The organism is Actinoallomurus iriomotensis (assembly GCF_030269445.1).
In the GTDB taxonomy this organism is placed as follows: domain Bacteria; phylum Actinomycetota; class Actinomycetes; order Streptosporangiales; family Streptosporangiaceae; genus Actinoallomurus; species Actinoallomurus iriomotensis.
Map to the genome: position 1 here is coordinate 194597 of NZ_BSTJ01000012.1, position 20370 is coordinate 214966.

At 62.3% G+C, this 20370-nt stretch carries 19 protein-coding genes; 7 read left to right on the top strand and 12 right to left on the bottom strand.

What is annotated here, in order from left to right; all coding sequences use genetic code 11:
- Positions 1 to 23: 23 nt before the first annotated feature.
- Entirely contained in the window at positions 24 to 368 is a 345-nt protein-coding gene (locus tag QSK37_RS39755; protein WP_285631633.1) for an SCO3933 family regulatory protein, read from the bottom strand.
- Between the two features lie 128 nt (positions 369 to 496).
- On the opposite strand from QSK37_RS39755, the gene QSK37_RS39760 reads away from it, so the two are divergent.
- The 3 genes from QSK37_RS39760 to QSK37_RS39770 all read left to right on the top strand — a co-directional run bounded on the left by QSK37_RS39760 (position 497) and on the right by QSK37_RS39770 (position 3205).
- On the top strand, positions 497 to 877 hold the full coding sequence (locus QSK37_RS39760) for a GntR family transcriptional regulator (protein WP_285631636.1): 381 nt from the start codon (positions 497 to 499) through the stop codon (positions 875 to 877).
- A gap of 104 nt (positions 878 to 981) precedes the next feature.
- Positions 982 to 1890 (top strand): phosphotransferase enzyme family protein, encoded by a 909-nt coding sequence (locus tag QSK37_RS39765; protein ID WP_285631639.1) that lies wholly within the window; start codon positions 982 to 984, stop codon positions 1888 to 1890.
- Positions 1865 to 3205 (top strand): hypothetical protein, encoded by a 1341-nt coding sequence (locus QSK37_RS39770; protein ID WP_285631642.1) that lies wholly within the window; start codon positions 1865 to 1867, stop codon positions 3203 to 3205. The genes QSK37_RS39765 and QSK37_RS39770 overlap by 26 nt, the downstream gene beginning before the upstream one ends.
- A 15-nt stretch (positions 3206 to 3220) precedes the next feature.
- Here QSK37_RS39770 and QSK37_RS51920 read toward each other — a convergent pair whose 3' ends face one another.
- The 4 genes from QSK37_RS51920 to QSK37_RS39795 all read right to left on the bottom strand — a co-directional run bounded on the left by QSK37_RS51920 (position 3221) and on the right by QSK37_RS39795 (position 4672).
- The gene (locus QSK37_RS51920) at positions 3221 to 3598 is read right to left on the bottom strand and encodes a helix-turn-helix domain-containing protein (RefSeq protein WP_432705644.1); all 378 of its coding nucleotides are present in this window, start codon (positions 3596 to 3598) and stop codon (positions 3221 to 3223) included.
- Between the two features lie 116 nt (positions 3599 to 3714).
- Positions 3715 to 4194: an ATP-binding protein gene (locus QSK37_RS39785; RefSeq protein ID WP_285631645.1), complete on the bottom strand. Its 480-nt coding sequence runs from the start codon at positions 4192 to 4194 to the stop codon at positions 3715 to 3717.
- Positions 4191 to 4409: a hypothetical protein gene (locus tag QSK37_RS39790; protein WP_285631648.1), complete on the bottom strand. Its 219-nt coding sequence runs from the start codon at positions 4407 to 4409 to the stop codon at positions 4191 to 4193. Before QSK37_RS39790 ends, QSK37_RS39785 begins: the two co-directional genes overlap by 4 nt.
- Positions 4406 to 4672 (bottom strand): hypothetical protein, encoded by a 267-nt coding sequence (locus QSK37_RS39795; protein WP_285631651.1) that lies wholly within the window; start codon positions 4670 to 4672, stop codon positions 4406 to 4408. The genes QSK37_RS39790 and QSK37_RS39795 overlap by 4 nt, the downstream gene beginning before the upstream one ends.
- Before the next feature lie 239 nt (positions 4673 to 4911).
- Here QSK37_RS39795 and QSK37_RS39800 point away from each other — a divergent pair, with 239 nt between their 5' ends.
- Genes QSK37_RS39800 through QSK37_RS39810 form a run of 3 tightly spaced genes read left to right on the top strand, consistent with a single transcriptional unit; the run spans position 4912 to position 7461 of the window.
- Entirely contained in the window at positions 4912 to 5877 is a 966-nt protein-coding gene (locus tag QSK37_RS39800) for a hypothetical protein (protein ID WP_285631654.1), read from the top strand.
- The gene (locus QSK37_RS39805; protein WP_285631657.1) at positions 5874 to 6605 is read left to right on the top strand and encodes an HAD family hydrolase; all 732 of its coding nucleotides are present in this window, start codon (positions 5874 to 5876) and stop codon (positions 6603 to 6605) included. Before QSK37_RS39800 ends, QSK37_RS39805 begins: the two co-directional genes overlap by 4 nt.
- Positions 6606 to 6642: 37 nt before the next feature.
- On the top strand, positions 6643 to 7461 hold the full coding sequence (locus tag QSK37_RS39810) for a phosphotransferase (protein ID WP_285631660.1): 819 nt from the start codon (positions 6643 to 6645) through the stop codon (positions 7459 to 7461).
- Positions 7462 to 7591: 130 nt separating this feature from the next.
- Here the strand turns inward: QSK37_RS39810 and QSK37_RS39815 are convergent, their stop codons facing one another.
- The 7 genes from QSK37_RS39815 to QSK37_RS39845 all read right to left on the bottom strand — a co-directional run bounded on the left by QSK37_RS39815 (position 7592) and on the right by QSK37_RS39845 (position 16592).
- Positions 7592 to 7873, bottom strand: coding sequence for a DUF7660 family protein (locus QSK37_RS39815; RefSeq protein ID WP_285631663.1), 282 nt, complete (start codon positions 7871 to 7873; stop codon positions 7592 to 7594).
- A gap of 387 nt (positions 7874 to 8260) precedes the next feature.
- On the bottom strand, positions 8261 to 9559 hold the full coding sequence (locus tag QSK37_RS39820) for a hypothetical protein (RefSeq protein ID WP_285631665.1): 1299 nt from the start codon (positions 9557 to 9559) through the stop codon (positions 8261 to 8263).
- Between the two features lie 74 nt (positions 9560 to 9633).
- On the bottom strand, positions 9634 to 11775 hold the full coding sequence (locus QSK37_RS39825; protein ID WP_285631669.1) for an ATP-binding protein: 2142 nt from the start codon (positions 11773 to 11775) through the stop codon (positions 9634 to 9636).
- 35 nt (positions 11776 to 11810) lie between these two features.
- Positions 11811 to 12845, bottom strand: coding sequence for a DNA adenine methylase (locus QSK37_RS39830; RefSeq protein ID WP_349498026.1), 1035 nt, complete (start codon positions 12843 to 12845; stop codon positions 11811 to 11813).
- Positions 12846 to 13205: 360 nt separating this feature from the next.
- Positions 13206 to 14411 carry a hypothetical protein gene (locus QSK37_RS39835; protein WP_285631675.1) on the bottom strand — a complete coding sequence of 402 codons (1206 nt, stop codon included), beginning with the start codon at positions 14409 to 14411 and terminating at the stop codon, positions 13206 to 13208.
- Positions 14408 to 14950, bottom strand: coding sequence for a DUF4365 domain-containing protein (locus QSK37_RS39840; protein ID WP_285631678.1), 543 nt, complete (start codon positions 14948 to 14950; stop codon positions 14408 to 14410). The genes QSK37_RS39835 and QSK37_RS39840 overlap by 4 nt, the downstream gene beginning before the upstream one ends.
- Before the next feature lie 679 nt (positions 14951 to 15629).
- Positions 15630 to 16592 (bottom strand): hypothetical protein, encoded by a 963-nt coding sequence (locus tag QSK37_RS39845; RefSeq protein WP_285631681.1) that lies wholly within the window; start codon positions 16590 to 16592, stop codon positions 15630 to 15632.
- 2255 nt (positions 16593 to 18847) lie between these two features.
- Between QSK37_RS39845 and QSK37_RS39850 the strand changes: the two genes are divergently transcribed.
- On the top strand, positions 18848 to 20035 hold the full coding sequence (locus QSK37_RS39850) for an MFS transporter (protein ID WP_285631684.1): 1188 nt from the start codon (positions 18848 to 18850) through the stop codon (positions 20033 to 20035).
- Positions 20036 to 20370 lie beyond the last annotated feature (335 nt).

Sequence of the window (20370 nt, forward strand, 5' to 3'; positions counted from 1 at the left end):
CGTTGGTCACCGTCTGCCCTACCTCAGGCGGCGGCCGGGACGGCGACGGAGGCGAAGGAGACGGCCCGGTAGGAGATGCCCCACCGGGTCTCGCCACCGCGGGTCTGCTGCCAGGCGAAGCCGACCAGCCCGGACGGTTCGACGACCTGGCCCACGGCCAGGCCGGGGTCGCCGGAGACGTTGACGTTGATCAGCTCGACCCGCCCGGAGTCGTTCTCGGAGACGGACAGGCCGACCTGGAAGACGGTCTGGCCCTGCTTGTCCACCTTGACTTCGCCGGTGTCCTTGTCGAGTAGTCGGGGACGGGGTGCGGAGACGCAGACGAAGGTGAGCTTGGTGGTGTCGATCGGGATCGGGATGTTGAGCATGGACTGTTCCTCCAGTGGATTAGCTGTTCTAGTTACCTAGGATAGCTAGATAGGTGAGACAGTCAAGCAATTGGCCGAATCTTTCCTATGCACCTAGAGACCTAGATGGACGGCGTACACTGGCTGACATGGGAAATCCCCGGCCCGTAGACCGCCGCAAGCAGTACGTCCGCATCGCCGACGACATCCGTCGCGACATCGCATCCGGGCGATACGCGGTGGGAGACCCGCTGCCTTCCGTCGCGGAGTTGGCGACGCGGTTCGGCGTGGCGAAGATGACGATCAGCAACGCCATCGCCGCGCTGCGGGACGAAGGGCTCATACAGACTCGGCAGGGGAGCCCAAGCATCGTCCTGGCGGCCCCGGACGAGGCCGGCGACGAGGCTGAGGAACACAGTGAGGAGTTCGAGATCATCTCCGCGCAGCTCCAACAGCTGAAAGCAGTCGTCAAGAGGATCGGTGCGCGTCTGGACGAGCTAGACGAGAGGACTAAGGACCTCGGCCGATAGGTGTGTCCCGGTAGCGGTGCGCGGCGTGGCATTGTGACTCGCTTGGCGGTGGGCCGGGCCTCACGCCTTGACCGAGCTGCTGCCGTATCGAGATCCTGAGGCACGTGCCTCAAGCGAACGCCTTTGACTCCGACTCGCTTCAGCAGATCGTGGAGGCGGCGTCACGGGCGGCAGCGCTCTCCGCGGACGGCGCGCGGTTGCTCCGGATCGGGGAGAACGCCATCTACCGCTTGGCGCATGACCCGGTGGTCGTGCGAATAGCGCGGTCAGCGGCCCGTATGGATACGGCGCGGCGTGAGCTGTGCGTGGCTCGGTGGCTGGAGCGGAGGGCCGTTCCCACCATCAAGGTTCACGAGGTAGCAGACCAACCGTTGCTGATAGAGGGGCACCCGGTCACCTTCTGGCGCGCCGTCAGCGGTCCTCGGGGTGGGGATAGGGGCCCGGATCGCACTGATCTGGCACGCCTGCTTCTCGCCTTCCACGGCGCGAAGGATTGCCCGTGTGAGTTGCCGGCCATGGATCCCTCGTCGTGGGCGAAGGTGGAGGAACGGATTTCAGCGGCGACCGGCATCGATGCCGATGCCCGGGAGTTCCTCAGCGCTCGTAACGCCGAACTGGCCGAGAAGGTTAAGAATCTCGACTACGCGCTACCGCGTGGCCCGATCCACGCCGACGCCTACACCGGGAATCTCCTCATCGACGACGGCGTGGTCGTCCTGTCGGACTACGAAGGTGTCTCGATCGGTCCCCGCGAGTGGGATCTCCTCCCCACGGCTGTTGCCGTGGACCGATACGGCCTGCCCGAGGAGGAGTATCGGGAGTTCGTGGACATCTATGGCTTTGACGTCCGGGAATGGTCTGGCTACCGCACTCTCCGGCAGGTTCGAGAGCTGGGTATGACGACCTGGCTTATGCAGAATGTGAATACAGATCCGGCGATCGCTGAAGAATTCAACGTTCGTCTGTCGTCACTTCGGGAGTCTGAATTTGAGCGACGGTGGCGTCTCTTCTAAGCCAACCCCCCTCGTCCACCCGTCTTCTGCGGCCGGCGCCGACCCGCCGGTCAAGCGCACCACCGTACGCATCACGAACGTCTACGCGACGTCCTGGCGGGTTGATCCGACACTCTCGGCGGGTGCGTTGGGGGATCACCTCCGGCTGTGGCGCTTGGAGCGCAATTATCGACTTGCCGAAGAGCAGCTCCCACGTGTGCTCCTCCACGAAGACCTCGACCCGCAGGCGATCCGTGTCAAACGGTGGCCGCACATCTCCACCCTGACGGGTGCCACAGCCTGGCTTTTCAACCTTCCGTCCGGCAGGGTCGTCGCGGCCTTGAGCCTCGACGTGGACTGCGAGATCGGCGACGTCACCGACCTGCTTGAGGACTGCTACTTCTGCGACGTTCATGTCGAGGACGTGCTGATCAACCAGCGGATTCAACGCATGATGGCCTCGCTTGACGGCGACGCGGTGTATGAGGAAGACCTTCTTCCTGAACGGCATCAGCTGGTCTTCGGTGATCCGCCGGCCCCTGACGAGTGCGAGGAAGTCATGCAGCACTTGGTCTACCGCGCCGACTTGCCGTACAACAAGGAGCACAGCGTCATCTGCTACCCGGACGAGCTGAATCGTCGGCCCGGTTGGCTTGCCGCGGTAGGCCCTTACGTCAGCGTCGTGTGCGGCCACGCCGATTTCATCCAGAACACCATTTTCCTCTCCGCTGTCCAGGGAGTTGCGGCAGCCGCTGAGCTACGAGAGATCCGGCACGCGGCCTATCAGGACGTCAGCCTTTTCAGGTCGCCCATCCGGGACGGTAGGTCGGTGCAGAGCCGCCGTAAGGCGCTCGAACGCATTGCGGATAACCTCAAGGGCCTTGAGATCGAACTGTCTTATAGTGTCGAGGCGCCCGCTGACCTCGGGCTCCTTGTACCGTCCTTGCGAGTCGAAAACTTCCACAAGGCGCTCTTCGACTCGATGGAATTACTGGCGAAGGCGGAAACCGTGAGTCGTATGCTGGAACGCCTGGGAAGGGCCATCAGCGCTGAGCTCACCTCCATTGAGAGCGCCGAGCGCCGTGCTGACGAGGAACGACGCCTCAGATGGGGCGTGGCTATCGGCTTCCTTTCGGCTGTCGCAGTCCCAGCCGGTATTATTCTCGCCTACTTCGGGATCAATGCGAACGAGGTGAACCCGAACCGCTCGATATTCGACCATCACTATCTGCCGGTCTACCTAACGGTTATCGCGGTGATGGCGATCGGTGCGGTGCTCGCATTTTCTCTTTACTTGCAACAGGTGATACGAAACCGAAAGCAGCAGCGAGGATGACGCGAGGTCTGGCCACTAGATTCTGTCTTCGGGATAGATGTCGGTGAAGGTTCCGCCGCGGTTGCGCAAGGTCACCTGCTTGCGCAGCAGGCGGCGCATGGCGCCGTAGCTGCGATCGAACTTCTCTGCCACCTGACGGATGCTCCAGCCCTGCTCGTACAGTCGAGCCGCGTCCTCGGCGATCTGCCGCTCGACCTCGTGCGGGTCCGCCTGCTCAGCCAGTAACTGCCGGACAGCGGCCCGGCTGTAGCGCCGATGCCCGCCGGGCGTGCGCAGGGGCGAGAGTTTCCCCTCGCGTGCCCAGCGGGCGATCGTGGTCGTGCGGACACCGAACAACTCGGCGACCTCGCGGGGCTTGAGCAGGTCGTCAAGTTCGGGGGAGACGTCAGGCATGGGAGACCTTGATCTTCGAGACAGGTTCTGCGGGGTGGACCCGACCCTGAGCCGGGCGCCTGGTCGCCGGGCATCGGGGGACGCCGATGGCGGCCACCGTGCTCAGGACCGAGAGTTCATGAGGGGTCGGCCGCTGGCACGTTCGCAGGGGGCAGGGGGTTCATCGGGGAGGCGGAGGACTCGACGTCACCGAGGAGCGCCCACACTGTCTTGCCGCCGGTCGTCTCCAGCCGCCAACCCCAGTCCTTCGAACACGCCTCCACCAGCAGGAGGCCGCGGCCGTCGACGCGGTCGAAGGAGTGCCGCTGGCGCTCGGGTGCGGCTTCGCTGCTGTCGGAGACCTCGATCAGGACGGCACCGCTCTGGCGGGTCAGGGTGAGGTGGAAGACCTCGCCGACCTTCACGGCGTTCGCCACGAGTTCCACCGCGATGAGTAAGGCATCGTCGATCACGGCATCCATGCCGAAGTCCGCCAAGGCGAGGCGCGCCACGATGCGCGCCTGTTCGGCGGCGATGGGGTGCGGAGGAAGCGGGAACCGATACCGGAGCCGCTCCGCGGCACCCGCCGACCCGGCCGCCGCGTCTCTGCTGCTCATGCCGGACGCACCAGACGAACAGACGAGCGAGGGGCGACCCGATCGATGATCTGGCTCGTCCGCTTGTGCAGCGCTTCGAGCTGTGTGGCGATCTCGGTGAGTTCGTCGGCGAGTTCGCTCAGTTCGGCGAGCAGAATCTGACGCTCGCGCTCGGTAAGTGCCATCGGCTTCTTTCTCATCGGGGAACCGCTGGTCAGGTCGTCGTGGGCGTTCACAGGCATGCCTCCGCACGCAGGTACGCCTTGATCTGCTCGGCCGCTCCGGGTGCGTCGCTGACCGGGTGGTGGTGGGGTTCGCTGTCCCACACGTAGCGCTCCCCGTCGGGGCTGATGAGGACGTAGATGTATGCACCGGGGGTGGAGGTCCGCACCGCCAGGCCGGGGAAGGCGTCGCGCATCTCCGAGCCGACCCCGACCGCGTTCAGTTCCTTGCAGAGGACGGCCAGGGCGCGTAGCTCCGGCCCGATGTCCCACGCCATGTCCGCCTCCCGGTGGTGGAGGCAGGACCGGTGACACGAAACCCTCGCCGGCTCCCCCCGGGGGGAAGTCGGGGAGCCTCAGCGGTGACGCCCTTGCCCCGTGCCATCGGCCCTGCCGGTTCTTACGGGAACGACACTGCCGACGTGTGGTGTCACGTCTCGATACCGCCGGAGTCCCCACCGAGGCTTCTTGTGCTCGCCTTGTCTCGTCTAGTGCTCGTCTGTGTTACCGTCGCGAAATGCCACAGGGTCAGGCCAGCGAAAACACCGCCACGGAGCCCGTACGCCTCAAAGCCGTACTCCGCCAGAAACACCTACAGACCCACAGCACCTTCTGCCGCGAGTACGACCGAGTCGCCCGCAAGATCGATCCCGAGCTGGTCGGCACCTGGCCCAGCCGCGCCCAGTTCCACCGCTGGCTGTCCGGCGAACTCAAAGGCCTGCCCTACCCCCACCACTGCCGCGTACTGGAGAAGATGTGCCCCGGCTGGACCGCCGACCAGCTCTTCGAGCCCGGCACCGCGGAGACCGACCCGCCCGCCGGCGAGGCCGGCCCGATCGTGCCCGCCGGAATGGCCCTGCCAGAGACGGCGATCGCGTCGTCGCCGATCAGCATCCGTCCGTACGTTGAGAAGGCCTTCGATCGCGAACACGTCGTGATCGACTTCTTCGGCTTCTCCGGCGAGACCCTCCACGGCGTCATACAAGAACCGCTGGACAAGATCCGCGCCGGCCAGCTCAAGCCCCGCAGCTTGACGGTGAGGATGCTGGTCCCCGACACCTCCGCCCCGATGGCGGTCCCATGCAGCAGTGAGGACCTGTCCGATGACCCGGAGTTCCGCCAGCGCGCCGGCCGGATCATGCTCCGCCACGGCCAAGCCATCCTGGACTCAGTCGAGGAGCTGTCCGACCTGGGCATGGTCGAGAACGCCCGCGCGGAGATCCGGGTTCACGGTGTCCCGCCGTTGTTCAAGCTGTACGTCCTCAACAACGAGGAAGCCTTCTTCGGCTTCTACCCGATCCGGCACCATGAGGTGAAGATCAAGGGCACGGCCCATCCCGTGTACGACCTGATGGGGAAGGAAGCCAGCTTGTTCCGCTACACCGTCCACGACGGTTCACCGGTCGGTGCCCAGTACGTCACCCAGGCCCGCCAGTGGTTCACCACCGTGTGGGAGACCATCAGCCGGGAGTTCACCGGATGACCCACGGCACCACCCTGGCCGACGTCATGAACCGCAGCCGCTACCTGCTGTTCGACTTCGACGGCCCCATCTGCAGCATCTTCGCCGGCCTCCCTGCCCCAACAGTCGCCGCTCACCTACGCGAGCTGGTGATCGAATGCGGCATCGAACTGTCCGCTGGAGCCGCAGCCTCACGCGACCCGTTCGACGTCTTGCGCTTCGCCGCCACTCTCAGCCCCGAACTCACTCGCGAGGTCAATGACGAACTGCGCACGATGGAGGTTCGGGCCGCCGAGTCGGCCACCGCCACGCCGCACGTCCGCCAGGTGATCCAGACGGCGCACGAGGACGGCCGTAGCATCGCCGCCGTCAGCAACAACTCTTGCCAGGCCGTGACCCACTACCTCACCGCCAACGGCCTCGCTCCGTACTTCACCGCCATCGTCGGGCGCACTGACCCCGACCCGCGGCTACTCAAGCCCCACCCGGAGCTGATCAACCGTGCCGTCAGGGGACTGGCCGCCAACCCCGCCGAATGCGTACTGATCGGCGATTCCCTCAGCGACATCGAGGGAGCCCGCAACGCCGGGACGCTCAGCATCGGCTACGCCAACAAGCCCGGCAAGCACGAGCGCTTCACCACGGCAGGTGCCGACGCCATCATCACCGACATGGCCGAACTCCTCCCGCACCTCAGCGAGCACCAGGCGGCGGATTCGAACGCCGCTGGCAGACGACGGCGCAGGTAGTCCTGCCGCGCCACCGCACAGGCGCACCGGACGACAGATGAACATACGCTTGCGAATACCGGCCGATGTGGTCCGCGCTGTGGCCGACCGTTGGCCGGACGGCGCGGCGGAATGGGGCACCAGCGCCGAACGCGAACTGTCCACCATCTGCACCCGCTACCGCGCAACACCCCGGACTGTCATGCCCGCCAGGTACGGGTTCGTCGTCGCGTCAGACACCCCAACCGGACCCCTGATCATGCGCGCGAGCCCTGACCCTGCCGGCCCACAGCAGGCGATGGTCTCTCGCACGCTCGCATCACTCGGGATAGCACCCAAGGTCCACGAAGTCGTCTCCACGACCACAGGGACGTGGGTCATCATGGACCGCGTTCGCCCTGGTGATCACCTCACTGATTGCCGCCCCGGCCCGGACGCCTCCGCCGCTCTGGCGGCCATGCTCCGGCCGATGGTCGGTCAACCGGCCCCGTGCCCGATGCCCTCACTAGCCGACTGGCTACAAGGCCGGCTTGAAGACGACGACCTGGCCGACCTGGCACCAAACAGGAGCGTCGCACCGCTCCACCAGCGCCGGAACGCTCTGGCCATCCTCAAAGACCTGCGTGCTGGTGGGAAAGATGGTCTCTGCCACGGCGATGCCTCGTCAGGCAACATCCTTATCGGTGGCAATGGACTGATGCTCATCGATCCTCGCGGCATGAGCGGGGAAGTCGAATACGATGCCGCTGTCGCCGCATTGAAGATCGCCGGGCAAGCCCGGCCGGGGGACATCGCTGAGCGTCTCTCCCGCCAGATCGGCATCGACGCTGAGCGAACCAGGGCATGGGTAGCAGTAGCCGACGTCGCGCGAGTCTAGGAGCTGACCACCCCCGAGACGAGGACCCGACACAGGAAGGCGCCGCCCCTCCTAGTCCCACCCGAGCTTGACGTTTCCGTCCCAGGTGATGTTTGACAGGCGAGCTAGGGGACTGAAGCGTGGGGGGCGGCTACTCGTAGCCGCTGGCCATGAACAGCGCTTCGGCGAGCAGCTTCCATGTCGGCTGTGCGGGGAACTGTTCACCACGGTGGGCGTAGACCCCGGGCAGAACTTCGAGAGAGGCAGCCAGAGCGTCGAGGAAGCGCTCCAGCGTGGGGTTCTCCCAATCTGTTGGATGCGTGCGAAGGTCGTTGAGCATCTGGCTGACGATGCCGGCAGCATCGATGCGGGAGGAGACCTGGTCGAGGCCGTCGACCTCGGCGAACCGGCCAGTGTCGTAGGGACTACTCACGTGATCACTCCACCTTTCGAGGCAAATCGATCAGGCCCTCTGCGGAGCTGTCAAGCCTCAACCGAGACCGGACCGGGACACGACAAGGGAAGGCACCACCGACCCCGATCGCCGATCGGTGAGTAGTTTCCTTACGTCTTCAAGGGCGACCCGCTACGCGGGCCGCCGGCGGCCGACCGGTCCTCGGGCCGGGCGTGCGGCCTCTTCGGGCCGACCCGTCCCGAACCGGCCGACCGCCTCGCGTTGGCGAAACAGAATGCAGCCAGCGGAAGCGCCCATCACTGGATATGTCGATCTTTACGCTGCGCCAGTGCTTCCGGCAGAAGATTCACAAGGCCGCGATTCCCCTATCCGTCCCACAGTGGGCTTCGCGCCTGGCCAAATCAGTCACGGCAGACCGAGAGCCTTTTTTGCCATCAATGTGAGGACGTGACTGCCAGTCCCCAGGGGTAGTGCGACTGCCTCATGCGCCAACGCAACCGGGATAACGGCGTTGGGATACATTCTCGTCTGTACCCTGTCGAGCGCTTCGAGTGTTGCCCTAAGCGTCGGATATTGTTTAGGGTTAGCGTGCCAGTCCGGCGGCTTCCCCGGTTTTTTGCTGTCGTTATATGGCGTGCCTTCCGGTACTCGAGGAACCGTCACCACGAGCATTCGCCCGGTAAAGGTCTTGTAGAAGAAGCGGCGTCCGTAGAACTCGTCTTGGCCGTACCATTTTTCGGGGTTTTTGGCCCGAATGCGAGTCTGGATATAGTGATTGTCCAAACCCATTAAATGGCCATTAGGGATGTGGTCGGCGATCGCGTTAGCGTGCTCGACGAAGGTGCCGCTCTTCTCGACGCCGACTACAAGTGGAGGAAGGTGTCCGCGCCGAGTTAGCTCAGTATTCAACGCGCACCAATAATTGAGCCACCGGCGCAGCAGAGGGGCTGTGGTTCCGTAGAAGGCTAGTGGTCCATCTTGGATGAATAGGGTGGTCGCAAGTGCTGCAGGGGCATGGGTGTAGAGCCAATCGATATATCCGATCGAGAGAAACCGCTCGGCTGCGTTCATGACGCGAGTGAAGGGGACGATGTTGGACCCGGACTCGGCGAACTCATCGTGGGTTCTCAATACGTCAGTGATATAGAGCGCCGAGGAGCAATCCGAACATTTCGCGTCCTCGGCGGCCACTGTGACATTGGGAACTCCGCACGCCGGGCATTTGCCGATTTCAATGGATTGAGCAGGTGAGCCGGGCGTGCCATGCATCGTCAGCAGAGCGTCATGCAGAGAGTAGGTCTGCCCCGATTCGTTGAAGCCGTTGGAGCGGAACATTTGGTCCAATTCCAGCCGCCAGGTCTCGATGCCGGTCATACCGGGCCTGACAATCATACTGCCAGGCAGGACTGCCTGAATGGACCGTGCGTCCATAGCTTTTCGCAGCTTGCGTGGATCGACCAATCCGTGATCGTCCGAATTGAAAAACTTGTCGAGGTCGACGAGAGCTCCTCCGACCTTGAGAAATCCTACCGTGACGGACGGATATTGTTCACGGGCTGGAATTTCCACGTCCGAGCCGTCGAACGCGAAAGCGAATTTAGGGGCTGGGCGAGACTCTTCAACAGTCAGACTCGTGAGCGGGAGGATGCGCTTCTCTATCTCGTTCTCATCTGCTGTAACGGCTGGTATGGTCCACCGCGTCATTGCCTGCTGGATGGCAGCACTAGAGGCAGCTGGCACATGTCCCAGCCGAGGCGCAAACTCGCGATCGTAGGGCATTAGGGCGCCACAACCTGTCCTTGGCCATCGACCTCGGGCAGCCCGGCGGCTACACGTGCACGGTTGATCATCGCGTGATCGAACTTAGCGACCTGCGTGGGCACGATGTACTTTCCGGAGAAAGTCTTCATCCTTACGTAGCCTCGATCTTCCGCAGAGCGGATATCGGACGCGAAGATGCTGTAGTCGTAGTAATGGCTTAGCTCGCGAGTCTCTACATCTGAGTTCAGGTGCGCAACGATCCAGTTAGAGGTGTTGGACAGGATGCGCTGGTCGACACTACTGACCTCTTGGGTAGCGTAAATCAAGCCGATGTCATATTTCGCTGCTTCCTTGGCCAGTCGCACCCATGGGTCGTCGCTGACGCTCGACTTTCCGAGTTTGGCGCGGTCAAACAGATTATGTGCTTCCTCTACCATAATTTGAATTGGAACGTTGTCCTGGTTACGCCGGAACCTTTCGCTGGCCTTGTCCAGCAAGCGAAAAACGAGTCGCTCGCTGAGCATCTTCGATACTTCCTGACTTCCCACGGACAGATCTATGATCACCAGCCGTCCGGCGACGAGGTCGTCCCAGACAAGGTCGGATACCTCACCGGTCGCGGCGGGATCATGGAAGTCGGACAGTCGACGGATCTTGTTAATTACTACAGTTCCGCGGGATTCGTCAAAAACTTCTCGGATAGCATTGAATGGCGTACAGTTGCGCCAGGAGTTAAAATCAATACCTCCGTAGCGAGAATCCAGCGTTCCGGCTGTTTCCTCTGTCAGGCGGTCAGATATCCAACGCACAATTTGCTTGGCCTGTCCGGGGCTGTCGACTTTGCATGCACCCGTCTTAGTATTGACGTCACTAAACACATCAGGACAGTCTTGCAATAGTTTCTCGCGCATGGCTTTTGCCATTTTGAAGCGCACAGAGAATCTGTGAGACGCTCCGGAAATAAAACCAGCCTTTGACAAAGTGGCGTAGAACGCCAGGCATCCCTTATGGGCATCGTCCACCGCGCCCCAGTATTCACGGTCGCCAGTGGTGCCAGCGGTGAAGTCGCCTCGCTCGGGCTCGAAGATCTTAGCCGATTTGAATGCATTGGCGTAGGATGTGTTTTCCTCAGATAGGGCGTCAAGGATCAACTCCCACACCAGCGGCAGTTGCTTAGTGTTATAAAAATTAATGGCAAGGGGGTATTCTTGATCATTATCAGAGTCGGGGCGCATCGTATAGATCTTTACGAGTTCCGTTCCCAAGCCGAGCAGACGCAGCCCGGTATTATCCTGCTTGTTCACGCTCGCATATTCGCCTTGAGGGTCAAAGATTAGTTGTCCGATTGGCCTCTTGGTCTTCGCGGCATGCTCGAATACTGCTGTGGCAATCGTCTTATTAGTGTTAGATTTGCCAACTCGAGTCATACCGAATACCGCGGTCTTGCGGGAGATAAAGTCTGTAACACGAACTTTCACAGGGCATTTGTCATAGCCTCGTTCAATGGCACGCCTGCGGGTGGCCGAATAGCGGACGACACCGATTGGGATCAGGTCGGGAGTTTTGTTGTTGGCTACCTCGTCTTCGTTGCGCTGAGGATATGACGCGATGTAAGACAAGGCTTCAGGGCTAGGCGAGTAAACGAAGTACCGGCTGGCGGAGTAGACCGTGTCGATGTCTGCGCCCCACTGAACGAAGTTGTGTCCCGCTAGGGTGTCGGGATAGAAGGTGCCGAGTACGTCGCACCGGAACGCCGAGTACTGCATGTTCTTCTGTGTGAGCCGATCAGAAATCGCTTCAGACGCCGGAGGTTCGCCCTTCTCATAGGCATCCCTCATAGCCTCCATCCGGATGGCCACAAGATCGAGCTGGTTAGGTAGGTCTGCAACGGAACGAACCCGGAGGAGAATCACCTCATCCTCATCCAAAGGCATCGCGATCGGCTCCATTGGCCTCTGAGGGCCGGCAGCCAGTAGGAAGCCGTTCTTGGGTATGCCTCCGGCTCGTCGTTTGTCGATGTCGTTTGTGACGACGACGGCGCTTTCGTAATCCAAATTATAGATGCCACCAACGAGCACCGCGTTCGTCAACAACGGCGTCAGTGGACTGCTGCCCGCCGCAATTTGGGAACCCAGTCCGATTTGTCCTGTCAAGGTCATCGGGTACTCTCTTCGTGATCGCGCATAATTGTTCGCTAATGTCCCGTCTTAGGGGACCCGAGGTCGTTGGGCACATCTGGATAGTTGGATACCAGAAGTTCAGACTTGGACTTGCGAACCGCGGACCCCGCTGCGGTATACCGGTATTCGACGGTGCGGAGCCTATAACCTGCGCGGTCCGCGTACAGGTTACGTATAACCGGACTGTCGTCGTACGACAGCAGCCACTGGAATCCGTCGGCGTCCGCAAGTGCAGTGGCGAGGGCTTCGTGTTGATTGCTCTCAAAAGACCACTCGTACAGCTCTGGAGCTTTCTCTACATAAGGTGGATCAAGATAGACGACGATTTCGTCTGGTGTGAGTCCGCCAAACTGTCGAGCCCTGCAGAGGCTATCGCGCCAATCGCAGTTCCACACGTCCAAAAGACGACCGGTATCCGCCAGGTCCCCCACTGCGCGGATGCGGCGTTCCAAACCAGCGATACCGTATCGACAATCAATCTTATAAGTTGATGTCTGGGCCCGTCCGCCGATTGGTCCGGCCCTGCCGTGCAGAATGCCGGAGAAGGTCGTGCGGTTCAGGAATAGACACTTCAATGCTCGATCGCGGCGTGTCGTCGGCCGTGCCAGGCGCCACCAATCCCAGCGTTGGATTGTTACTTCCTCCTCCTTCATAGCTGTAACGAGCCAGTTCGTATCAAACGCGGCCACATGCCAGAAGGCTGCTACAAGCGGATCTGCGTCGGCAAGAATGACATGTTCAACGACCCCTGTTCCAGCAAGCCGAAGCGCGGACGTCGCACCTCCACAGAACGGCTCAATGAGGAGGCGGGGTGGAGGGACATTGGCGCTGATGATAGTCCGAAGCGCGTGGAATAGTTGTCGCTTTGCGCCTGGATATCGGAGAGGGCTAACCACCGACTGGGCGAACAAGGCAGTATCGCTCAGCTCATACCTCGGCTTGTCGCGTACGGTGTCCGCTGGCCATGGCCTGCGCCGAACGGTCTTGCGTTCACCGGCCAGTGGACTCATCCCCTTTTTCTCATCCGAATTATTATCGTTTGGTCGCATCGATTAGTTACAGACTGTACCGGTAGATAGACGTCCCACAAGGATCGATCTAGACGATTTGCATCACCATGCGTCTGAGCAGGCAAGGCCGCGCTGAGACGCGCGCTCCCGCTGGACAGCATCGACAGCGGAGGTAGGTCCTGCCTGTGCTGTGACGGAACGCGTGTTGGGCGTAGCGCATGCCCCAGCCCGCTCCGATAGAGGCGGGCGGCCAATGGCTTCGCCGGCCGCTCGAAGAGCAGGACCAGCTTAGATCCGTCAACTGAAGCTTCAGCTGACCTCTCTGCCGTCGTAGCAATTAAATGCATATGCCATACCGTGCGAAGGAGTACGCGCTGTTTTGCTGGGCGCCTGCTTATCTTAGTGACGGTCTGGACGGTCGTCACGGCCGAGTTGATATTGCAGGAAGCTACTATCTACGTTTGGGTTGCTGAGACGCCAAGCGCCACGCTCGAAAGCCAAGTCGCCGGTGACGGTTAGAGGAACCTTCTCTTGATATGCCGTAATTGCCCATCGGTGATCTTGTCCAGAGAGGGGAACCGACACCTTTCGAATACGGCCCTTGACTTCGGCTTCAAGAACGACGGTGCCAGCCTCTTCGTCCTCGCTATCAGCGTCTTCTCGTGAAAGTCGACGGACCGCTCCTACAAGAGTCTCACGTCGGGTTGGCTCTTCTTGACGCACCAAATGCTCTCGTACGCGAGCTAGTTGCTCTGAAGTGCTGTGCTCTAGGGTGATTGGGTTGCTGCCAACCTCGGGAGGCGGCTCGGCGGCTGCCCACTCGAAAGAGAGATCTAGAGCCCTCAGCCCTTCTGGTTGAGTCATCAGCTCTAGTGACTCCACTAGGCCAGCGCTCAATCCCCACCGTGCCGGATCTTGCAGCGCATCCGTGGCTTCGCCGCGCGTCAGACTCTCTGTGGTCTCCAGTCCGCGCGCAAGGGTCTCCATTACCCGGCGAGCGAATGATGTAGCGGGATCTGTCGGCTGAAGGCTGCTGGAAGCGTCCGGCTCGCTCAGTGTTGGAGCGCCCAGTCGGGCGGCGATAGTAAAGACGAAGCTGCCGCGTTTGGTATGACCGAGGCGTACGTCGTCGTCCAGGAACTCAGTTACGGTTGCCGGCCGCCTACCGCGGTGAGAGTGTCTAGGGTCTGCGGCTGTCGTCGCTGCCGACATCATAAGCTTGTAAATCGCCTTTATGGTGTTTTCCGCTTGGCGGAACGGGATCGTCCCATCGGTCATCACCTGATCCAGCCTGACGAAGAACAGGTCGGCACGAGCGGCGGTGATGCGCTCTTGAAGCTGGTCGGCATCCCAGTCGTTGATCCGGCCCAAGGCGTGCAGGGCGTCGTAGAAGCGCTGGGAGAAGTCCTCGAAGTCCAACGCGAGCGGCAACATGATGCGGCCTCGGGATGTCCCGCCTTCTGATCCAGGTAGCCGCCAGACTTCCCGGATCCTGTCCTGCCGAGACTCCAGCTCCCAATCCTCGGTAGCTAGGTACTGAGAGACGGCAGTCGGCGTCAGAGTGGACGCGATCTCTCGGTAGGGATCGAGTGTGAACGAGTTCACGAGCTGCCTCCCTCGCCGATGGCCTTCATGATGCCAAGGAGCTGAGCTACATCAAATAGGTTACCGCGAGGTAGGTGGACGTCCTTGGTGACTCCGCCCTCGGGTATGCTGCCGAGCTTTGCGGCTTCCTGCCAGAACATCCGGCTCCGCGTGATCAGGTATCCCTCGTCCTGCTCGATCCATGCCTGAGGGTCGCTAGGCACAAGTAGTACGCCGAGGTAGGCCGGGTTGTATCGCTTTGGGTTGATCAGGTGCTTGAAGGGCTTCGCCTTCATCGTCCAGACCAGATGATCTTTGCGAAGTAGCTCTTGCTGAGTTGTGCATTTCAGCTGGATGTCGAACTCGGCGCCCGTGTAGACCTCGTACTCCGCAGACGAGCGTATCGTGAGGTCAACCCCGTCGTAGTCAGTGTCATGCCGCTTCAGTGAGCAACCTGCGGCGGAGGCGATCATATGGACGAACGCAACGCTGAACTGTTCCTGCATAGCTGTCGTTGGCAGCCCACCGGCAGGTGGCTGGTCGACCTCGTCGACGCTCATCGTGCCCTCACCCGCACACGGACCTCCCGTCAACTGCCGGTGCCTGCCGCCGCCCGTTCGTGAGCAGGTGCCCCATTAAAGACCTTTGGCACACCTCGGTCCACATGCCTCGCGGTGGCTGATAGCGGCCATCTGGCGGCTCAGAGTAGGTGGTCCTCTACGCCTTGGAGGTGGGGTGCCAGGTGCAGGGCGACTTGTCTCCGGGCCGCGACCTCCTCGCGGAAGGACGGGGCCTCCTTGCACAACGCCGAAGTCCGGCACACCGCGGTACGGCCAAGGATGACTAGCGCTGTCCGAACACATCTAGCCGAGTGGGCCGACGAAGGCTGACGGCTGCTGTAGTTCGTGTCGAGAGGACGCGTTGGTGACGCCCGTGTAGAAGACGATCGCCGTGGATGGCTGAGGTTCGTCTCGGTGGGGGCGATCGCTGCCGCGCGGCTTCCGGTGCTCGGGCCGTGGCCGGCCCTGCGCTCCGGGTCCGCTTGCCCCCGAATATCGGGGACTTCTTGCCAGGCGGCTGATTCTAACGGTTTTGGCTAACAACCACCCTGGAATGATTTGGACTGATCTGGACGACACAGCGGTTCGGCAGCAGGTCAAGAAACGAGCCTGGACGACCGCGGACTCTCTCGATCTTGCTACGGATCAGCTGGCCAGATAGGTCGTCTTCTCAGGGGAGTTATCCCTGAACAAACTCTTCCACGCATGAAGGGCAGATCCCTGCGGTGCATCCGCTTGCAAGGTGGCCGCAGCGACAACAGCGGCTCAATACTATGTGACGCCACGTATCTGTACACGTAAAGCAGAACCAAGGTCCACCCGGATGGCTTTTCATTTCAACATTCGCAACGAGACTGATTGACCGGCAGGTCGGACACCTATCCGCCGGGATGTTGTGTCCCCGAACTTCGAGAGCATATTCTTCTGCCAATTCTTGCGTATTGCTCCATTGTCCTAGACAAACGCTGCACCTACCGCCAGTTGACAGCACTTCAAGGGCCATCATCTGACACCTAGTGCATCGGATTACGGGATTCGGCGACGAGCCAAGCTCGGGCTCTACCTGGCGATATCTCTGCTCTATGAGATCGCTCAGGTGAGGTAGGCGATCTCGGATTTCACTTAGAGCAGCGTCTATCAGTTCGCGTTCGTATTGATAAGAGCCCGGGCTTAGGTGTTCTTCAATAAACTGAATCAGATAATTGTATGCAGGAATACTGACTGCCCGGATCGCGATCGGGGACTCATTCAAGCCAAAGTGTTGTTGGCGGTTTCGCATCTCCTCTGCTCTTTTTAGCGGGGAGTTGCGGTATCCGGGCAACCCTAGCTTGCATATATCGTTAAGTCGCCTCACCGCCTCCTCGGCTCCCACACTCTTGAAATCGCCAGCATGATACTTCGCAAGGCTGGCATTGCGGGAATCGGCTATAACCAAAGTCCAATGTTCTTGGATAAGTCGAACTTTTAGAAGGACTTCGATTGCCGCATAGAGGTGCAGTATTGCGAACTTTTCATCCGCGTTCTCATTTTCTCTGTCCAAGTATCTTATTGCGCTTACTGCATACTCTAATCCCGTTTTTAGTGGTACGTGAACATTGCTTGGATCTTCATCAGCAAAAATGCGGTGGTTGAACTTTGACATTCATCCTCCTGTCGCCCCTTCTAGGGGATTTGGTGCCATCCAACTATAGTGATCGAAAACCGTTCAGGGTAGCGAATAAGGGTGACTCGGAGCCTGGGGGGCGCGCTCGTCAGGTCCGAGACAGTGGGTGGCCGCTTGTTGAAGCCAGATCTCTAGGGGCGCCGCAGCGAGATCGTGATCTTCTGCATATTTGTTGGCGCTGGCCGGGCCGAATCCGGCGTCATGAGCCAGCGAACGACCCCAGCGTCGCCCCCAGCAACTCCGCTGGGCCACCTATCAGGCCTCTTGAGAGCTCGTGTGTCTGCCCGCAGCGTCGCGGCAACCGCAGCAACCACCTGCTGCAAACGCGTACCGACCAGTAGCAACGGGTGCTACACGCCTCGTCGAGTGGGATGCCGATCCCTTTGAGGCCAAGTTGAACGAGCCGGTCTGTGAGCGTCAGACGTTGATGATCGACGGGCGAAACGTTCGCGAACCGCCCAGTACGAGCCTCACGTACGACGCCTCAGCCAACGACGGATATACCCAAACTGCTAACGCCGGTGCTAACAACACTTCCGGATGGCTCTGGATGACTGTGGACGACTAGGCCATGAAAGACCAGGTTAACGGGCCGATCTGGACGGCCCTGGACGCCTCTAGCCTCACTCGTAATGAATAGGTCGTCGGTTCGATTCCGACAGGCGGCTCCCACGTCAAAGGCCCCTTCCGATCATGGAAGGGGCCTTCTTGCTAACGCCCCTACCGACAGGCCGGGTTACGCAGCAGCCTTGGTGAGGACATCGGCGGTCGTCGTCCGCTCGCCTCCGCCGCCCCTGTTCTGGCCGGTAAAGGTGATCTGTATGGAGCGAGTGCCCCGGGGCCTGCTGCCAGAGCGGGCCACACGGCGCAGTTGTCGATACTGACCCTCGTGGGGCCTGAAAGGCCGGGCACCGCGCAAGCAGCCCTACGCTTCTGGCGTGGCCGAAATCGGTTCGAGGGCGCGGAAGCTGTCGGCGCCCCCGTCAGCAGTCTGGGAATCGCTTGTGGAGCCTCGTCGGCCCGGAGCTCGGCCGTGGCTGAACCTGCTGTCCGATGAGGTGTAGCCGAGGGTTCTGGAGGCGGACAGGCCCAACCGGGTCGTGTGGTCGTCTCTGTGGCCCAGCAGGCCCAACGACCAGGTCCACTTCGAGCTGACGGCCGTAGGCGGTGAGACCTCGCTGAGGTTCGCCTTGCTCACGCCCGACGCACTTCCTGGCCAGAGCAAGACAGGACACCTTCGACTGCGGCTCAACCACCTTCTCTTCGCCGACCTTCGGTTCTCCTACGGTCAGTGATCACACGCCTGGCCTCTCAGGCGCAGCTCGCCAGGTTCGCGGATCGGCGCGATCCCTCAACGGTGAGCCAGATCGGCCGACCAGGACGGCGACCACCGGGGTGCGACGGCGGTTCTCGGTCTCGCCGCAGAAGGTCGCCGGCGTGGCGCGGATGAATGCCGGGATCGGCGACACTTCGAATTTTTATCAAGTATTTGGAGGGGGTGCGAGGCCGATCTATGGTGACCTTATGACGAACAACAGCAGGGCACTCAAAGGCACCCGAGTAACGTGACCCGGTAGGCGCCCGGGCCTGCAACACTTTGGCCCGGGCGCCCACCATGTACGGTGCTCATCTCCACGCCCTGACACGCCATCGGCCCGTCGGTCCTGTCGGTCGGCGTGCTTCGCACCGTGGCGCGCGCACCGGCCTGCCGATCTCCCCGTCCACCCACGACGGGGTGTGCTTTGCGGAAGTCCTCCTTGATCGCAGCGGTGGCACATTGACTCCATATGAATACGCGGCTGATGCCGAAAGTGGATTCACGCACTGCCCCGGCGAATGGGCCATTTTCGGCACATCGAATGACCCGGCTTCTGATCTCGCGAATATGAAGGATCAGGCGGCTCGGAATGCCACTTTCGCGGGTGACGTCGGCCGCCGGGTGAGCATCGCGACGGGCGCTCCGGTTCGGACGCCGAGCGCTCCGCACCGCGGACGCGTGTCCCTGGGTCCTGACGTGCGGAGTGTGCGAGGAGGGACACTGGGCATCGCGGCGGACGGTGTCAGCGGGCCGGTGGCCGGGGATCGTGAGGCGTCGCAGCGGCTCCTACCGACCGTGCCCGTCAGTCTCGTCGCCGGCTTGGCGCTCAGGCGTGTCACCGGGGCGGCCCTCAGGCCCGGCACCGGGTACCACGCTCAGTCGTGCCGGCTCTCGCCGGCACCCGGCGGCTGAGACCGTGCGGTCGAACGGCACCCGAGTCATCGCCTCCGCCGCACTGGCGTATCTGGGCGACGGGATCCGCCACGTCGCGCTCCCGCTGTTCGCCGCGTCCATCACTCGCGAGCCGGTCGCGCTCAGCGTGCTCACCGCGGTGTCGTACCTGCCGTGGATCCTCCTGGGCCTGCCGATCGGCGTGTACGTCGACCGGAACCGCCCCGAGCGGGTCGCGGTGGCGGCGAACGCCGGCCGCGCGCTGCTGATGGGCCTCCTGTGCGTCACGATCCTGGCCGGCGACCGCTCACTGATCTTGTTGTACGTCGTGGTGTTCCTGCTCGGGGTGGGCGAGGCGGCCTACGACAATGCAGCACAGTCGCTGCTTCCCCGCGTGGTCGATGACGCGGCCCTGGAGCGCGCGAACGGCACGCTCGCCGCCGCCGAACGCACCGGCCTGGACCTCGCCGGCCCTGCGTTGGGCGGCCTGATGTTCGCGACCTCGGCGGCTCTGCCGTTCGGCCTGAACACCGCGGTTCTGCTGCTCGGCGCCGTGCTGATCGCCCCGCTCCGCACCCCGCCGCCCGCGGCGACCGGTCAGTTGGTCCGCGAGCTCTTCGCCGAGGTGTCGGCGGGCATGCGCTGGCTGTGGCGGAGCGGCACGGTCCGTACCGTCATCTTGACCGGCGCGGGGCTGACGTTCTTCACCCAGTCATGGGAGCCGCTCCTGGTGCTGCTCGCCGTAGGTCCGATGGGCCTGTCGAACACCGCGTTCGGCGTTCTGCTCGCCGTGGGAGCCGTCGGCGGGATCTCCGGCGCCGCGGTCACACCGCTGCTGATCCGCCGCTTCGACGACCGAATCCTGCAGATCCTCGCCTTGGCGGCCACGTCCGCGTCGGTCCTGGCCCTGGCGGCGTTCCCCGTCCCGGCGGTCACGGCGCTGGCGTGGGGCGGCACGGGCTTCACGTTCTCCCTGTGGAACGTCCTGTCGGTGACGATGCGACAGCGCCTGGTTCCGGCCGAGCTCCTGGGCCGGGTGAACAGCGCGAGCCGTACCCTGTCGAGCACGGCCGTGCCCCTCGGTGCCCTGGCCGGCGGTGCCGTCGCCCACGCGTGGGGACTCCGCGCCCCGTTCTGGCTCAGTGGCGCCGCGGTCGCGATCCTCGCGGTGGCCTTCGCCGTACGAACCGTGCGCCGTCCGGTGGCGGTCTGAGGCCGGTCAGTGCCGAGCGAGCCAACGGTCGGCGGGACCCGTACGAATAGAGCCGTGCACGCACCTGCGAGTTCCCCGTGTCAGGGCTGAGGCGACGGTCTTTTCATTGGTGGGATGGTTGGTCCTGGTCGAAGAGGTGGGTTCGGTGGGCCCAGGCGACGGCCTCCAGGCGGGTCGTCGCGCCATGCCGTGATCGCCGGGAACCACGCGTCGACGGCCGGGCTCATCTCGGCGTCGAACGTCACCCGGACTTTTGTGTCGGCCTACGGCAATGAAGAGAGGCCTGCCGCGGTTTGCGGTCAGGCCCTGTTTCTGCGCTTGGCTGTCTTTCGGGT

Excerpts from the sequence above, each read along its gene's own strand:
- QSK37_RS51920 (WP_432705644.1), bottom strand. The coding sequence starts at position 3,598 with ATGCCTGACGTCTCCCCCGAACTTGACGACCTGCTCAAGCCCCGCGAG.
- QSK37_RS39760 (WP_285631636.1), top strand. The coding sequence starts at position 497 with ATGGGAAATCCCCGGCCCGTAGACCGCCGCAAGCAGTACGTCCGCATC.
- QSK37_RS39795 (WP_285631651.1), bottom strand. The coding sequence starts at position 4,672 with ATGGCGTGGGACATCGGGCCGGAGCTACGCGCCCTGGCCGTCCTCTGC.
- QSK37_RS39825 (WP_285631669.1), bottom strand. The coding sequence starts at position 11,775 with ATGACCTTGACAGGACAAATCGGACTGGGTTCCCAAATTGCGGCGGGC.
- QSK37_RS39805 (WP_285631657.1), top strand. The coding sequence starts at position 5,874 with ATGACCCACGGCACCACCCTGGCCGACGTCATGAACCGCAGCCGCTAC.
- QSK37_RS39800 (WP_285631654.1), top strand. The coding sequence starts at position 4,912 with ATGCCACAGGGTCAGGCCAGCGAAAACACCGCCACGGAGCCCGTACGC.
- QSK37_RS39840 (WP_285631678.1), bottom strand. The coding sequence starts at position 14,950 with ATGAGCGTCGACGAGGTCGACCAGCCACCTGCCGGTGGGCTGCCAACG.
- QSK37_RS39820 (WP_285631665.1), bottom strand. The coding sequence starts at position 9,559 with ATGACGCGGTGGACCATACCAGCCGTTACAGCAGATGAGAACGAGATA.
- QSK37_RS39755 (WP_285631633.1), bottom strand. The coding sequence starts at position 368 with ATGCTCAACATCCCGATCCCGATCGACACCACCAAGCTCACCTTCGTC.
- QSK37_RS39845 (WP_285631681.1), bottom strand. The coding sequence starts at position 16,592 with ATGTCAAAGTTCAACCACCGCATTTTTGCTGATGAAGATCCAAGCAAT.
- QSK37_RS39830 (WP_349498026.1), bottom strand. The coding sequence starts at position 12,845 with ATGCGACCAAACGATAATAATTCGGATGAGAAAAAGGGGATGAGTCCA.
- QSK37_RS39810 (WP_285631660.1), top strand. The coding sequence starts at position 6,643 with ATGAACATACGCTTGCGAATACCGGCCGATGTGGTCCGCGCTGTGGCC.
- QSK37_RS39785 (WP_285631645.1), bottom strand. The coding sequence starts at position 4,194 with ATGAGCAGCAGAGACGCGGCGGCCGGGTCGGCGGGTGCCGCGGAGCGG.